The 14,136-nt window shown below is 62.1% G+C and carries 12 protein-coding genes; 1 reads left to right on the top strand and 11 read right to left on the bottom strand.

Annotated elements, in window-relative coordinates; all coding sequences use genetic code 11:
• Nucleotides 1-59 precede the first annotated feature (59 nt).
• From ACO073_RS28535 to ACO073_RS28520, 4 genes are read right to left on the bottom strand one after another with little or no spacing between them, the layout of a single operon-like run.
• Nucleotides 60-1,931, bottom strand: a complete 1,872-nt coding sequence (locus ACO073_RS28535; protein WP_422002577.1) for an SGNH/GDSL hydrolase family protein — start codon at nucleotides 1,929-1,931, stop codon at nucleotides 60-62.
• A gap of 12 nt (nucleotides 1,932-1,943) precedes the next feature.
• Complete coding sequence (locus tag ACO073_RS28530) at nucleotides 1,944-2,135, bottom strand: hypothetical protein (protein ID WP_422002575.1); 192 nt, start codon at nucleotides 2,133-2,135, stop codon at nucleotides 1,944-1,946.
• A gap of 37 nt (nucleotides 2,136-2,172) precedes the next feature.
• A complete protein-coding gene (locus ACO073_RS28525) occupies nucleotides 2,173-3,864 on the bottom strand; it encodes a carbamoyltransferase (RefSeq protein ID WP_422002573.1) in 1,692 nt (563 codons plus the stop codon).
• The gene (locus ACO073_RS28520) at nucleotides 3,861-4,607 is read right to left on the bottom strand and encodes a hypothetical protein (RefSeq protein WP_422002571.1); all 747 of its coding nucleotides are present in this window, start codon (nucleotides 4,605-4,607) and stop codon (nucleotides 3,861-3,863) included. Before ACO073_RS28520 ends, ACO073_RS28525 begins: the two co-directional genes overlap by 4 nt.
• Nucleotides 4,608-4,840: 233 nt before the next feature.
• Between ACO073_RS28520 and ACO073_RS28515 the strand changes: the two genes are divergently transcribed.
• A complete protein-coding gene (locus ACO073_RS28515) occupies nucleotides 4,841-5,521 on the top strand; it encodes a hypothetical protein (protein WP_422002569.1) in 681 nt (226 codons plus the stop codon).
• Between the two features lie 48 nt (nucleotides 5,522-5,569).
• Here ACO073_RS28515 and ACO073_RS28510 read toward each other — a convergent pair whose 3' ends face one another.
• The 7 genes from ACO073_RS28510 to gmd form a co-directional block, all read right to left on the bottom strand.
• On the bottom strand, nucleotides 5,570-5,821 hold the full coding sequence (locus tag ACO073_RS28510; RefSeq protein ID WP_422002568.1) for an acyl carrier protein: 252 nt from the start codon (nucleotides 5,819-5,821) through the stop codon (nucleotides 5,570-5,572).
• Nucleotides 5,799-7,442 carry an AMP-binding protein gene (locus ACO073_RS28505; RefSeq protein ID WP_422002566.1) on the bottom strand — a complete coding sequence of 548 codons (1,644 nt, stop codon included), beginning with the start codon at nucleotides 7,440-7,442 and terminating at the stop codon, nucleotides 5,799-5,801. The genes ACO073_RS28510 and ACO073_RS28505 overlap by 23 nt, the downstream gene beginning before the upstream one ends.
• Nucleotides 7,439-8,350, bottom strand: a complete 912-nt coding sequence (locus ACO073_RS28500; RefSeq protein WP_422002564.1) for an SGNH/GDSL hydrolase family protein — start codon at nucleotides 8,348-8,350, stop codon at nucleotides 7,439-7,441. Before ACO073_RS28500 ends, ACO073_RS28505 begins: the two co-directional genes overlap by 4 nt.
• Nucleotides 8,351-8,541: 191 nt before the next feature.
• Complete coding sequence (locus ACO073_RS28495; RefSeq protein WP_422002562.1) at nucleotides 8,542-11,040, bottom strand: phage head spike fiber domain-containing protein; 2,499 nt, start codon at nucleotides 11,038-11,040, stop codon at nucleotides 8,542-8,544.
• 146 nt (nucleotides 11,041-11,186) lie between these two features.
• Nucleotides 11,187-11,936 (bottom strand): FkbM family methyltransferase, encoded by a 750-nt coding sequence (locus ACO073_RS28490; RefSeq protein ID WP_422002560.1) that lies wholly within the window; start codon nucleotides 11,934-11,936, stop codon nucleotides 11,187-11,189.
• A 162-nt stretch (nucleotides 11,937-12,098) separates the two neighbouring features.
• Nucleotides 12,099-13,034: a GDP-L-fucose synthase gene (gene fcl / locus ACO073_RS28485; RefSeq protein ID WP_422003179.1), complete on the bottom strand. Its 936-nt coding sequence runs from the start codon at nucleotides 13,032-13,034 to the stop codon at nucleotides 12,099-12,101.
• A gap of 17 nt (nucleotides 13,035-13,051) precedes the next feature.
• Nucleotides 13,052-14,122 carry a GDP-mannose 4,6-dehydratase gene (gene gmd, locus ACO073_RS28480; protein ID WP_422002558.1) on the bottom strand — a complete coding sequence of 357 codons (1,071 nt, stop codon included), beginning with the start codon at nucleotides 14,120-14,122 and terminating at the stop codon, nucleotides 13,052-13,054.
• Nucleotides 14,123-14,136: the final 14 nt, after the last annotated feature.

The raw sequence follows: 14,136 nt of genomic DNA, 5'->3' as shown, positions 1-14,136 counted from the left end.
GAATTGAAGATAAAGCCCTTTGCATCGAGGCTGCCGGATGCGCAGGGCCGCCCTCGGGATCATGGCGACCACAAGGTGCGGATCTTCCCGAAGAGGCCGCCCTGGGCCTCGATGGGCGACGAAGTCCCCTGCCGCTCCGCCCGCGGTATCTCGGCGAAGAGCGCCAGCCGGTCGAGCTTCAGCCAGTGCAGTGGCGGCGCCGCCTCCGGCGGCTGCCAGAGGAAGGACCGTCGGGTCCACGTCGCATCAGCCCGAAAATTGCCGATCTCCACGCGGGCGAGCCGCAGGTCCCCTTCGAGAAAGGCCTTGTGCCGGTCGTCCCAGGCGGGGACGCCGATGCCGACGTCCCCGAGCAGGAGGAGCGGCACCTCGAAGCGGTAGGCATAGGTGTCCTCGTCCATGCTCGCCCAGAGCTTGTCGCTCCGGCGCGCGCGCAGCGGTTCGATGTAGTCGATCTCGACCGTGAGGTTGCAGAGGCCGCCGCGCCGGGGACGCGCCGTGTTGCGCTCGACGCGCACGTCCACCGTCGTGAAGAGCACCGGCTTCGGCGGCAGCGCCGCCGCCGTGCCACTCGTCGCCCGGGCGAACTCCTCGAGGGACGTCCAGGTCGAGGTGACGAGGTTGTGCGCCACCTGCCAGAGTCGCAGGGCGTTGGCGTCGAAGGCGGCGATCCGCCGCTCCCGCGACAGCAGTGCCGCCAGTGCGCGCAGGTTGCGCTCGAAGTCGCGCCGGACCGCGTGAAACGCCCGTCCGAACGAGGCCTGCTCGCTCGCCGCGAGCGTGGCCGAGGCGTCGGCGACGGCGAGCAGATGCGCCGCCAGGTCGGCCGGCAACGGCGACAGTCGCCCCGGCGCAGTGTAGTAGCCCGCCCGCGCGAGCAGGTCCCAGAGCTCCGCGACGACCGGCCCCTCGTGGAAGCGCTCCAGCACGAACGCGATCTCGCCGAGATTGCGGACCGACGTGTAGGCCCTGTCGAGGGTCGTCCACAGCTCGTCCCGCCGGCCGCGATCGAGAGCCGCCTGCGCCGCCGCGGCGTGCCGCGCGTACCAGCCGCGATACCTGTCTTCGATGGCGGCGCGGGCGCCGGCGAGATCCCCCAGCACAAGGTCGGGATGCCTGCCGCGGTTTCGCCGCGACACGATCTCCTTGGCATCGAGCACCAGCAAGGCCCAGTGGAGGATGTCGTCGGCCGCCCAGCCGGCGCGCATCGCTTCATCGCAGGCCGCCAGCAGTCGTTCGGCGACGGGGGTCGGATCGGCGGGCGGCTGCCAGTGCCGGCGCAGTTCCTCGACGAGCCGGCGCGCCGCCGCGTGGTGCCCGCTGTCGGACGGATGCCCGTCGAAGGGGGATGCCACGAACTCCGCGGCCGACAGGCCGCTCTCCTCCCTGAGGAACTGCAGGAGGTCGACGAAGGGCAGGCCGACCGCGTCGCATTCGCGGGAAACGGCTTCGATCAGCGGGGCATCGCTGTCCCATAGCGTGTAGAAATCGAGCAGGAGACACAATCCGTGCCGGGCCGCCGTCTGCGCGAGGTCGGCAACGGTTCGCTGCAGCAGCGGCGCCAGGGCCCCGTCCTCGACCCACTTCCGGCCATCGGCCTCGCCATACCGGACGGAATTGGATTCGAAGATCTGCGCGTCGTTCTGGCAGATGCTGAGGATCGCCGCATCGTAGCGTACGTCGTCGAGAAGACGCGCGAACGGCGCCCAAGCATGCCAGATGTTGCCGGAACTCTCCCCACGATTGTCCACCCACACGATCTGATCGGGATAGGCGATGTTCGCGAACCGGGCCACATGCATCGCGAGCGTCTGCCGGGGGGCCACGCCCTGGCCGTAGGTGATCGAATCGCCGAGGCAGCAGATCCGCCGCACGGAAGCCGGAAGTGCCAGCGTCGAGCCGACGTCGCGCGTTTCAGCCAGGGCAGCCATCGGCCGGCGACATCAATGCGGGTAGATGTAGGTCGGAATCGTCTCGGACCGTTCGGCCGGAGCGGGCACCGCGGCCGCCTCCTGCGCCAGCAGCGCGATCGCCTCGATCGTCCAGGGCGCCGCCCCCGCGGCCCGGGCATCCTCCAGGTGTCGCTGGAGCTCGCGCCGAATGACAGTGACCGGGTAGTCGCGTTCCTCGCTCATGGATCGCTCGCTCTTCTCGTTGCCGAATATCCCCGCATCAGAATGGCTTCTCAACCAGGAAGTTGCCGATGGCGAGATAGTCGATATCGGTCCGCAGGAAGCAGTTCACGGCATCCTCGGGCGTGCAGACGATGGGCTCGCCCCGGATGTTGAAGGATGTGTTGATCATGACCGGCACGCCGCTCAGCGCCTCGAACTCGGTCAGCAGCCGATGGAACAGCGGCTCCCGATCGCGCGATACGCTCTGGACGCGCGCCGTGCCGTCGACATGCGTGCCGGCCGGCACGAGCTTCTCCATCCCCTGCTTCACGCGGGGGGCATAGAGCATGTAGGGGCTCGGCGTCGGCTGGTCGAAGTAGCGCTGCAGCGACTCCTCGGTGACGATCGGCGCGAAGGGCCGGAACTCCTCGCGCAGCTTCACCCGCAGATTGAGCGTATCCTTGGTTTCGGGGTTGCAGGCATTGCCGAGGATGCTGCGATGGCCGAGCGCGCGCGGCCCGAACTCCATGCGCCCCTGGAACCAGCCGACGACCAAGTCGTCGTGGACCAGCTTCGCGACCTCGCGGCAAAGCTCTGCCGGCTCCAGTCGCTGGAAGACGAGGCGCCTCGCCTGCAGCACCTTGGCGATCCCGTCATCCTCGAAGGACGGGCCGAGGCACGTGTCGTAGTGGGGCTGCGGGACGCGAGGCGCCTCGACGGCCCGCCAATAGCCTTCCAGCGCCGCGCCGGCCGCCGCGCCGTTGTCGCCCGAGGCCGGCTGGATGAAGATCCCGTCGAACAGGCCGCTGCGCTGGATCGCGGAATTGGCGACGACGTTGTGGGCGACGCCGCCGGCCATGCAGAGATTTCGCGATCCGCCGACGTCGTGCGCCGACCGGACGAGGCCGATCAGCGCCTCCTCGATGCGCTGCTGCACCGAGGCGGCGATGTCCATGTGCCTCTGCTCCACCGGCTCGGTGGGCAGCCGCGGCGGCCCCAGCAGATCGACAAGCTTCGGCGAGAACATCCGCTCGAGCGAATGGACGAAGTCGAAGTAGCTCAGGTCGATGGCGAAGCTGCCATCGGCGTTCAGCGCGACCAGCTCCTCGATCTGCGCGGCGCAGGTCGGCCGCCCGTACGACGCCAGGCCCATGACCTTGTACTCGCCCTCGTTGACCTCGAAGCCGAGATAGGCCGTCATCGCGGCATAGAACATGCCGAGCGATTGCGGGTAGCGGATCTCCCGCACCGCTTCGATGCGGTTGCCGCTGCCGACGAACTGGCCGGTCGTCGCCCATTCCCCGACGCCATCGACCGTCAGGATGGCCGCCTCCTCGAAGGGCGATGCGTAGAAGCAGGACGCGGCATGGGAAAGATGATGCTCGCAATACTGCAGTTCGCCGCGATAGCCGATCGTGTCCGCCAGGAGCTGCGGCAGGATCGCGGTTCGATGCACGTAGTGCTGGACGAGGCGCCTCGCCGTCTCGGCGGCCCGGCCGTCCCCTGCGGCGGCGACCTGCAGTCCGCGCTGCAGCTTGCGCAAGGGCTTCTCGTAGAAGACGACGAGATCGAGGTCGCTCCCCGCCAGGCCCGCGAAGTCGAGGCAGAAGCGGGCCGACCGCGCCGGGAACGAGCGGTCGTGCTTGCGTCGGGTGAACCGTTCCTCCTCGGCAGCGGCGACGACGACCCCGTCGCGAACGAGGGCGGCCGCCGCATCGTGGTAGTAGCAGGAGATTCCCAGGACGTTCATTCGTCGTCGCCGAGGGCGGAGCGAAGATCGAACTTGCTGACGCGTCGCTCGATCCAGGTCGTGCCGGGGGTCGGGGCCGGCACGGGAGGAGCGAGCGCCACGAGGCGCGCCGCCAGCCTGTCGAAGTCCGAGGCACCGCCGGCGCCTCCAGGCGACGCCTGGCCTTCAGGCGCCGGGCCTTCGGGCGCCGGATGCCCGGCGCCGGAGGACCGCGCGAAGTAGATCATCTGCTCCCTTGGAAATCTCGCGACCTCGGAGAAGCCGAGCGACCGGAGATAGGTGGCAACTTCGTCCTGTTCCTGCGGCGTCTCCCGAAGGCGAACGAACAGGCGGGGATTGATCAGGAGGCCGTCGAACAGCTGCAGCTTTCGGCAGAACGCCTGGTCCTGTTCAAGCGGCAGCTCGAAAACGAAGTCAGTGGCCACCCCCAGGAACGGGCGCGCATTGACTCGGTCGGGGACAAAATCCGGCACGATCGCGAAGCGGTCGTTAGTCACCAGGTTGCCGGCAAGAAGATGGGCCAGCCCCGCCCCGAGGGCATTCAGGCGTCCGGCGTTCGGCTCGCAAGCCGCAACATCCAGGCCCGCGCCATTGAGCAGAAAGGCCAGCTCGCCCAACCCGGCCCGAAGCACGGCGTAGGCGCCATAGGCGGGCAATGCCTCGCAGACCAACCGGAATGCCTGATCTTCGTCCCAGCGAACTATGGAGCCCTGGTGCACGAGGCCCGCATAGTGGTTGAACAAGCCGCTCCCGTCGACGCCGAGCTCCGAAAGGCGCCTGGAGTGAAGCTCAACCAATGCAGAGTCGATCTTGCGAACGAGCTGGGCTGCGTGTAATGGCCCTAGCCTCGGAGGTGCCGTCGCGCTCTTCTCACCCACTTGGGATGGTTCCCCTTCGATCCGCCCGACCCTGCTGGAGCTACTCACAGCCCTGGGCCTTGGTATCAAACGACCTGGTCGAGCCCTGCGTTACCACAATGAAGGCCAATCTAGCACCATCCGTCAGCCTTGATTTCCTGGACGGTTACCTGTTCCGGCTTTTGCAGGAGATCCTCGCAGACCGTGGCGCCGAAGAGTCCGGGTTCTTCGACTACTACTCGTCCCGCATAAAGGAGAGAATCGGCGGGCTGATGGAGTACGAGGAACGCTTGGCCCGATATCTCCTCGCCCACTTCCGCGACCGCCATGTCGTTCATGCCGGAACAGGCATCGGAACGTTGCCCTGCGCGCTGGCGTGCAGTGGAATGACGGTCACAGCCATCGAGAACTATCGACTCCGCGTCGCCTCGGCGCGTCGCATCCGCGCAGCCGTCGTCGACACTTGGCCCGACGTTGGCCCCCGGTACGATATCATAGAAGGGCTCTATCCCGGGGCCTGGAGACGCGAAGGGCACGAGCCGAATTCGATTCTCGTGTTCACCAATGTCGCGTCAAACTGGAACCCTGCGCAGCAAGCGGCCATACTTCAGTCGATGCCGGCATTTGGCGTGGTCATCCTCGACCTTCGACTGTTCGGTCGGGTCCGGGACGACGATACCGAGCGGACAGGTCTGTTCGACAGCATTGCCGCGACCGCCCAATCGGCCGAACGCCTGCCGGACATCGCCGGCCATCTGGATGCCCATTTCGCTCGTTTCGTGTTTTCAGACAAGGTTTAGTCGCCCCGGCCGAATGGTCATCCCACAATTTCTCGTACGCCAGGATCGTCACTTTCCCCGGGCGGCTCGATCAGCGACATAGTCAAAGAGGGCGCCAAAGTTCGCGAACTCGTAGGTTGTGCTTATGTCCATCGATATCCCGAAGGCCTCTTCGATGCCCAGCATGATTCGGACGTGTGCCATCGAATCCCACCGGCCAATGTCGGCAGCCGTTCCGCCGTCGTCCATACGGACTTCTGCCGCGCCGATCTCGCTGGCTACAACGTCCTCGATTCTCTTAACCAATTCCTGACGAGTCATGGCCTACCTCGCTCAGATAGCGCAACCTGTTCTCCTTGCGGCTTGTCTTCCCACTGGTGGTCTTAACTAGCCAGCCGGACGGCACGATCCGGATATCCCATGGCGTGACCCCAATTTGGGAAAACACAGCCTCCGAGATCTTCGCCCGATTGGCGTCCGCACCATCCTCCAACTGTTCAGCAATGACGACAAGTACATCGCTGCCCGCAGTGGCGTTGAAGATGGAAATTGCCGCGACACGGCCGGGCTTCACTCCGCAGACTGTTGCATTGACGATGGCCTCGACTTCATGGGCGTAGATGTTCTTTCCGTTGATGATCAAGAGATCGTCGATCCGTGCAACTATGAAAAGCTCACCGCCACGGCGGAAGCCGAGATCGCCGGTACGATAGACACCGCCCGCGCTTCTGGAGGCCGAGAGAGCCGGGTCCTTGTAGTATCCGGAGAACAGAAACTTTCCCCTCAGCCCAATCTCACCAACCCTTCCTTCCGGAAGAACACCGCCGTCTCGATCAAGCACCAAGGCTTCGATGCCATCGATTTCCCGCCCGGCCGAGACTAGCTCCGTGCCGCCGTCCGTCGTCGCTGTGACCCAGCCTGCCTGCAAGGCCTCGGTATCGGCCATAAAGCGCTTAGCCGGATGCGTAAGCTCGGTCTGCGTAACGGCGAAGACGGCTTCTGCCATCGCATAGCACACTTGAAGCTTCGTTTCGTCGATTCCAAGCGGACGGAACTTCGCGAGAAATCGGTCGAATGTTGGCGCCCTGCAAGGCTCGGAGCAGTTGATGAGAGCGCGCACACTGCCAAGATCGATGCTTTTCCCTGGCCGGACAGTCCGCTCGATATGCTCAAAGGCAAAGTTCGGCAGCCAGCACAGCGTGCCCTTATGGGTCGTGATGTACTCCAGGAGGATCCCCGGCCGCGTCAGCCAGTGGAAGGTGTCGATGTGCACTAGAGGTATCCCGACGTACGTCGGCAACAATAGGCACGCGACGAGCCCCATGTCGTGATAGACTGGAAGCCAAGAGACAATGACGTCCGATCTATCAATTGCCAGGGCCGCAGAATAGCTGTCTAGCTGGCAAACAATCGCGGCGAAACTAAGAGCAACACCCTTCTTCAGTCCGGTCGTACCAGAACTGTGCTGCAAGAGGGCGATGGTGGTGGCGTCGCCAATCTCCGACAGATCGCCCGATCCCGGCCCGACCGTGGCGACATCGACACAGCAGTACGGCGCGAGATCAAGGCCATTGGCCTGCATTTCACTGAATGTCTCTGCATCGGAAACGATCGCTACGGGCTTTATGTGCCGAAGCAACGTGACGTGCGAGCCCCAGTAGATTGCCGGGTCCTGCTTTAGGGACAGGCACGGCATGAAGGACGGTACGAGTCCGGCAAACATCGCACCAAAGAAGGCCCAGTATAGATGCGGGGTATGCTTCAGAAAGATAAGCACGACTCCCGGTTCGACCGAGCCGAATCGGCGAGTGTATCCTGATACGTTGATGCCGAAATCGCGCCACGTAAGAGAGATGGTGTCAGTTGATGTCACAAACTGGCAGAAGGTTCTCTCGGGCTCCCTATCCACATGGCGCCTAATCGCGGACAGGAAGGCGTTCATATCCAGTCTCTTAGCAGTGAGGCGAGATAGCGGGCCGGCACGGTTTGCATTCTGTCTTGGAGATGAACGTAGTCAGTGAAGCATTCCTCTGGCCGCTCCCTGAAGAGAGCGCTCGCGTTACCGAAGCGAACGCGATCACGGTCAGGAAACTGATCCTCCAGCCCTAGACGCCGGGTAGCGGCCGCGTCAAAGAGTTCTGCATACCTCGCTGCGACTGGCTTGAAGCCAACTTCGACGCCAACGAGGCGATCCTTGTGACCCAGCACAGCTTGAAAGACGTGGAGGAACCGGATTCCGAAACCTTGACAAACAAAACAGTAGCGTCGGATCGCCCCAATATAGGCGTCGATGATCGCTTCAGTCCAAGACGCACTGTCGTACTGAACCTCACGGCGCAAATCCGTACGTCGTGACAGCTCAGCGCGCATAAGATCGAACTCAGCAAGTTTCCCTGTCCCAACGGCCTCGTGAATGAGCTCCAGCATATAGTGATTGTAGGTATAGCCAGGTCGTGGGTCGTAACTGAGAGGGACAATGAGATCTGTCACACCGTCATAGACAACAACGATATCGGGCTCCAGATCAGCGAGCGTCTTCACCAGAAGCATGAGGCCTTGCCACGTGTTGGCGCTCTCGATGCCAAAATTGTAGACCCTCGCCGGTGATCCAAGGAAGCCTTCGAGCTGGGTCGCGATCGAAAACTCACTTGCCGGCCCCCGAACGGCTGAGTTGCCGATAACAAAGATGCGGACCTCCCCTTCGGGCTTCGGGTCACCTACTCTGAGTTGGTTGGGAAATCCCAGCGGACCAATAAGGGACCCCGGCATTCTCGACGGCTTGTCGTGGAACATGCTGTAGGGCGCAGGGTAGCGCCAATCGGCAAACAATTTGCTGAACGGATCAGACATCGGATCACCTTCCGAGAGTCCTGCGACACGCCATACCTTCAACCTGGGTGGGAAGCGCGCGACGCCTGTCCAATCGCGCTAGCATCCGCTCTTCAGATGAAGCGACCGGGGTAGCGGCGACTAACTTAAAAATCAGAGCCCGCGACTATGCATTCGTCGCTTCTGACGCTCAAAGTATTCGCCGCTTTGGATCACGCTGATAGCATCTCTGGAGGCGATTCATAATCGAACACATCGTAGAGATCCTTTAGCCCGTCGGGCGCGAGCTTCCAGTCGCCTGCGACAACAACGATCCAACCGACACGCGGCGCGTGCAGTGACGTATGGGTCTCGTACTTCGGGTACACGATCTTGTACTTGCGCCCCGCCTTCAGGTAAGGCTGGATCAAATCCCAGTTGAGTTGAAGCGGTGGATAGCTATCGAACTGGAAATAGGGGCGGCCCGGCACCTGGAAATCATCGATAGCCACGCAGAATTCCGTACCGGACGCCGTGATCTTCTCGACCTCCTGAGGAAGCGGGAGTGCGCCGCGAGCGTGCGCATCCAGCCAGAACACGACGCGCCGCGTCTTGAGTTCCGGCTGCCTGTCGTACAGGGAATACAGAAAATCCGGCGAGGGTTCATTGGACGCCGTCACATTGGCGTACTGCTCCGTGCGCCTTCGAGTGATCGAGAAATTGCGTTCATCGAGCTCGCAGGTATGGCAATCCACATCGGGAAAGTTTCGGGCGACCGTCCCGACCGTGTCGCCGGAGAGCGAACCCGTTTCCACGAACGTATCCGCCTGCTCCAGCAGATTGAACATATAGCGCATGAGAAAATAGTCGCCATGGAACCCAGCGATCTCCCGCGATCTCGTCGTGCTGAAATAGCGATCGTAGTATTCCCCCATCTCGACCGAAACCTTCACTGCATCCTTCGTCGCCCCCGTGTCCTTGCCCGAGACCGGAACAGGGTTGCTTGCAGTTGGCAGCACGAACGTCGGCACTCGTCCCTTTTCCAGCCGAAGATTCCCAAACCACATGCCGGAAGAACCGTCGCCACCGAAGCCTATGTTGCCATCGGGCGCTTCCAGCGCGACCAGAGTAGCGAGATGGCTGGTGTCATCCGTGCGGACCGCGGTCCAGCACCACCACCACCCGTCGTCCAGGCAAGACATGCCGGCGCCGAGGTTTGCCCAACCTTTCCCTTGAGTTCGCGCATTCAGGGTTCTCCCTCGCAATAGATCGAAGGAGATTTGCGCACGCTCGGCCTGCGTCGACGAGCCGAGCCAAACCTGAACCAGAGACCGTTCCTTCGGCTTCGCCATGAAGCTCAGGACATAGTCTTCCTGGACGCTTTCCTTCGGCAGGATTCGCCGGAAGTCATGCGTGCTGGCGGAGGTATCCTCAACCAGTCTCCGGCCTACGACTCCCCCCGGTCCACCGATCGGCGCAGGATCAAGTTGGCTCCTGACAATCGCCCAGGCTCCGCTTCCCAGGTCGGCCGTGGCGCCGAAGAGGTTCTCGCCGCGCAGTGGTGTTGCGCCGGCATCGTCGTTGGACATGGCGTTGTGCCCTGTGTTGGAGAAATACTCGCGTGCCACCGAAGGCTGCCCAGCCCCCTTCAAGTTGTCGGGAACGGCCTCCCGATAGGACGCCGGCTCGATAGGAGCGAAGCGGCGCACACTTGCAGATGGAGCTTCGTTCAGAACGTCACAGATCATGTGATAAAAATCGCTCGCCAGCCGATCGGCATTTGTCGATTCCATCAAAGCCGATCGAGCGATCTGGGCGCGCTCGAAGTACCGGGGGTAGTCCTCGAGCACCATGGCCATCTTCTGCTCCAGATCGGAGAAGTCCGGCGCACATGGCACATACCACTCGTTGTCCTTGAACACGTCGGGAAGGTAGTTCTGCTGCAAGCTTGCATCCGGCCTTATCAGGACACACCCCGCATAGAGCGCTTCCCAATCCTTGTAGCTGCTCATCGAGTGCCCGAACTGAGAGACCACTATCTTGGAGCGGAACAGTATGTCGTGGACCTCGGAATCTCCCAGTCCTCGGCCGACCCCGAGCAGGACATTATAGTGGGGATTGCTTGCAGCCACGTTCGCCAAGGCGCGGCAGCCTGAAGCGCGGTGTTCCTGGTAGAGTGGATGCGCCGACTTGACCGTCCCCCACATGAAGGCATCCACGTTACGCAGCCTTGCCTCGACGCTCGGGCGTGCGCGTAACCTCGCAAACCTCGAATATGAGGCGACCGAGAACGGCAGCCGGATTTTTGCAATATCGCTGGCATCCACTTTCACGTCCGGCACTTGTTCCGGATACTTCGACGGATCGTGAGCAATGACGTTGTAATGGTAGTAGCCGCCGACATGCGGTGCGTTATGAAGGCTGGGATCGCGGATCGTGCATTCCTTGAGCCAAGCCAGCGTGTTCGGCTCTTTGAGCAAGCCGCGATTCGGGAACGCAATGGTTTCCTGGTCGGCACGTTCGTTGACGATCATCGGCCGCAGGACCCGAGTATCCTTCTTGCCGCGCAGTTCTCCCACGAGATGGCTTTGAACGATGGCGACGTCAGAGGAAGCGCCGGGCGCGTTGTCCAGCAGCCTGACGGAGAGATCCGCCAATTGATCCTTGATGCGGAAGAATGGCTCGAAGCGATCCGCGTATCGGGGATCGTAGACGAAGTCTATCGTAATCACTGCACTCACCCTCAAGGGAATGTAACGGGGATCAACGCACGCCACTCGGACGTGTCAAGACCCTTCCATTTTCCGGTCGGTCTCTGCCTCCTCATCCCCGGCGTCACCCTCTCAACCGGTAGGCCGCCACGCCCCTGGCTCGTCGCTCATCCCCAACGGCGCATCGCCCGCGGCAAGACCTGCAACTCGTCGCACTGAAACGGGATCTGCTTCCATTGAACTGTCAGATTACCAGCCGTGTAGAATGTTCCATCGTAGCCCTGGAACAAGCGCGTTTCCCTGTGGTGCGCCGTGAACATCGCGTCGATGCTGTTGTCCGCAATTCCAAACTTCGGAAACAGTTCCTTGGGGACGAAGATTCCATCCCAAGAGGGGGTCGCGACCAGCTCATACCCCTTGGCCTTGCCCAGCTCGATCAATGCCAGCAGGGAACACCCTTGGTTGACCTTCGGATCGGCATCTTGAACGAAGAAGACATCGTTGGAGATGGTCGGGTTGAATTCAATGCAAACGATTCGCGGGCGATAGTCCTTGAGGGATTCCCACACGTGCCAATCGTTGCCATCGATGTCGATCGACAACAGGTCGAAGTCAGCGGGCGCTTTGGTACGCTTCAGGATCTCGTCGAGCCGACTCTCGCCCGAATAGCCCACGAACTCGTTGAAGGCATCGACGTTGTGGGCCGCATGATTCGCCTGAAGCTCCCGAAACTTCGCTTCGTTGCCTTCCATCAAGACGCCCGACCACTTGTGGTTGGCGATGAGATTCCAGGTATTGCTGAGATACTTCCCGTCCCAAGCACCGAACTCGACACACCACTTGTTCTCGGCACCAATGATCTCGAGCATCTTCTCGAAGATGCCGTCCTGGCCGATCTGTGACGTGACGTTGCGCACATGCTGATGGAGATAGACGCTTTCAGGGCGCACGCGCGACTTGGGTCGAAACTCAATTCTTGGCAAAGGATCCCCCTATCACGTTAGTCACACCCATTGGCCCAACCCACAGCTCAACGTGATCCAGAGCCAGACAACTCAGACCGGCTGATCCGGCCGCCGTTAGCCCTTGCCATGCTCCGCGTACCAGCGGTAGGCGCTTTCGAGACCATCTCGCAGTGAAATCGATGAACGCCAGCCAAGGTGGTTGAGACGCGAGACGTCCAACAGCTTGCGAGGCATGCCGTCGGGCTTGTCGGTCACATGGTGGAAGTGACCCCGGAAGCCGACAACGTCCCGCACGAGGTTCGCAAGCTCGCCGATCGACACTTCTTCGCCCGTGCCGACGTTGACATGCCCTTCGGCGGAATAGCGCTGCAGCAGGAAGATTAGGGCATCAGCCAGGTCGTCCACGTGCATGAATTCACGTTTCGGCTTCCCGGTTCCCCACAACTCGACGCTGGGCGCGCCGGTCGACTTGGCGTGATGAACCTTGGCGATGAGCGCCGGGATCACATGGCTGCTCAGGAGATCGAAGTTGTCGCCCGGCCCATAAAGATTGGTAGGCTGGGCCGATATGAAGTCGCAGCCGTATTGTCGGCGGTAAGCGGCGCAGAGCTTGATGCCCGCGATCTTGGCGACTGCATACCACTCGTTGGTTGGTTCGAGCGGGCCAGTCAGCAACGCCTCTTCCGGCATCGGCTGGCTTGCCAGACGGGGGTAGATGCAGGAAGACCCAAGGAACAGCAGCTTCTCTACGCCCACGTCGCGCGACGCCTCGATGATGTTCGCCTCGATCATCAGATTGTCATACAGAAACTCGGCGGGCCGGGTGTCGTTCGCAAAGATTCCGCCGACCCTTGCGGCTGCAACGACCACGGCATCGGGTCGTGACATGCGCATCCAACGCTGCACCTGCTCCTGGTTGCGCAGGTCGACCTCTCGCCGGTCCGCCGTGAGGACTTCGCAGTCCTCACCCTGCAGCCGGCGCACCACGGCGCTGCCAACCATTCCGAGATGGCCCGCGACATAGATCCTCTTGCCCGCCAGGGGATAGATGATCGGCTCGGCCACGTCTAAACCTGCCTCACGGTCGCCCTGCCGCGCTCAGGCGCGTTGTGGCCGGCGTTGATGAGCGTTCTCTCCTGTCGAGCCAACTCGAGGTCGCTCTCCACCATCATTCGTACCAGTTCGTTGAAACCGACCGTTGGCTCCCACCGCAGGATCGAACGTGCCTTGCTCGCATCGCCCTCCAAGAAGTCCACTTCGGCTGGACGCAGGTACCTGGGATCGAACTCGACATACTTGGACCAATCGAGACCGACCTGGTCGAAGGTCAATTCGACGAACTCCCTAACAGTGTGGGAGGTGCCGGTGGCAATGACGAAGTCATCGGGAACTTCGTGCTGAAGCATCAGCCACATAGCGGCGACATAGTCGCCCGCGAAGCCCCAATCACGCCTGGCGTCCAGATTGCCGAGATAGAGCTTGTCCTGCAATCCGAGCTTGATGCGCGTGGCCGCGCGCGTCACCTTCCGGGTGACGAACGTCTCGCCCCTGCGCGGGCTTTCGTGATTGAACAGGATGCCGTTACAGATGAAGAGGCCGTAAGCTTCCCGGTAGTTGATCGAATACCAATGAGCGGCCGCCTTGCTCACCCCGTAGGGGCTGCGGGGATGAAAGGGAGTGTTCTCCGACTGTGGCGGCGCGGCCGCGCCGAACATCTCAGACGACCCCGCCTGATAGTATCGCACATGTCGTCCGCTTCGCTCGGCATGCTCGCGAAGCGCCTCAAGCATCCTGAGCGTGCCGAGGCCAGCTACATCAGCGGTGTACTCGGGAATCTGAAAAGAAACCCGGACATGGCTTTGTGCCCCCAGGTTGTAGATCTCGTCAGGTTGAACGGTCTCCAGCACATGGCGCAAGCTGGCACCGTCGGCCAAGTCTCCATAGTGGAGCAACACCGAAGGCCTCACCTGGTGCGGGTCGTGGTAGAGGTGGTCAATCCGATCCGTGTTGAAAAGACTGGCACGGCGCAACACACCGTGCACCTCGTACCCTTTGGAGACGAGGAGCTCGGTCAGATAGGACCCGTCTTGTCCCGTAATGCCGGTGATTAGCGCCCTTTTCCCCACCCGACCGCTCAACTTCCTGGACCTCT

Source organism: Reyranella sp. (assembly GCF_965229815.1).
GTDB lineage: Bacteria > Pseudomonadota > Alphaproteobacteria > Reyranellales > Reyranellaceae > Reyranella.
This window is presented reverse-complemented; position numbering and strand designations above follow the sequence as displayed.

Bases quoted from the DNA above. Each gene is read 5' to 3' on its own strand.
- ACO073_RS28525 (WP_422002573.1), bottom strand. From the start codon at position 3,864: ATGAACGTCCTGGGAATCTCCTGCTACTACCACGATGCGGCGGCCGCC.
- ACO073_RS28505 (WP_422002566.1), bottom strand. From the start codon at position 7,442: ATGAACGCCTTCCTGTCCGCGATTAGGCGCCATGTGGATAGGGAGCCC.
- ACO073_RS28510 (WP_422002568.1), bottom strand. From the start codon at position 5,821: ATGACTCGTCAGGAATTGGTTAAGAGAATCGAGGACGTTGTAGCCAGC.
- ACO073_RS28530 (WP_422002575.1), bottom strand. From the start codon at position 2,135: ATGAGCGAGGAACGCGACTACCCGGTCACTGTCATTCGGCGCGAGCTC.
- ACO073_RS28535 (WP_422002577.1), bottom strand. From the start codon at position 1,931: ATGGCTGCCCTGGCTGAAACGCGCGACGTCGGCTCGACGCTGGCACTT.
- ACO073_RS28515 (WP_422002569.1), top strand. From the start codon at position 4,841: ATGAAGGCCAATCTAGCACCATCCGTCAGCCTTGATTTCCTGGACGGT.
- ACO073_RS28500 (WP_422002564.1), bottom strand. From the start codon at position 8,350: ATGTCTGATCCGTTCAGCAAATTGTTTGCCGATTGGCGCTACCCTGCG.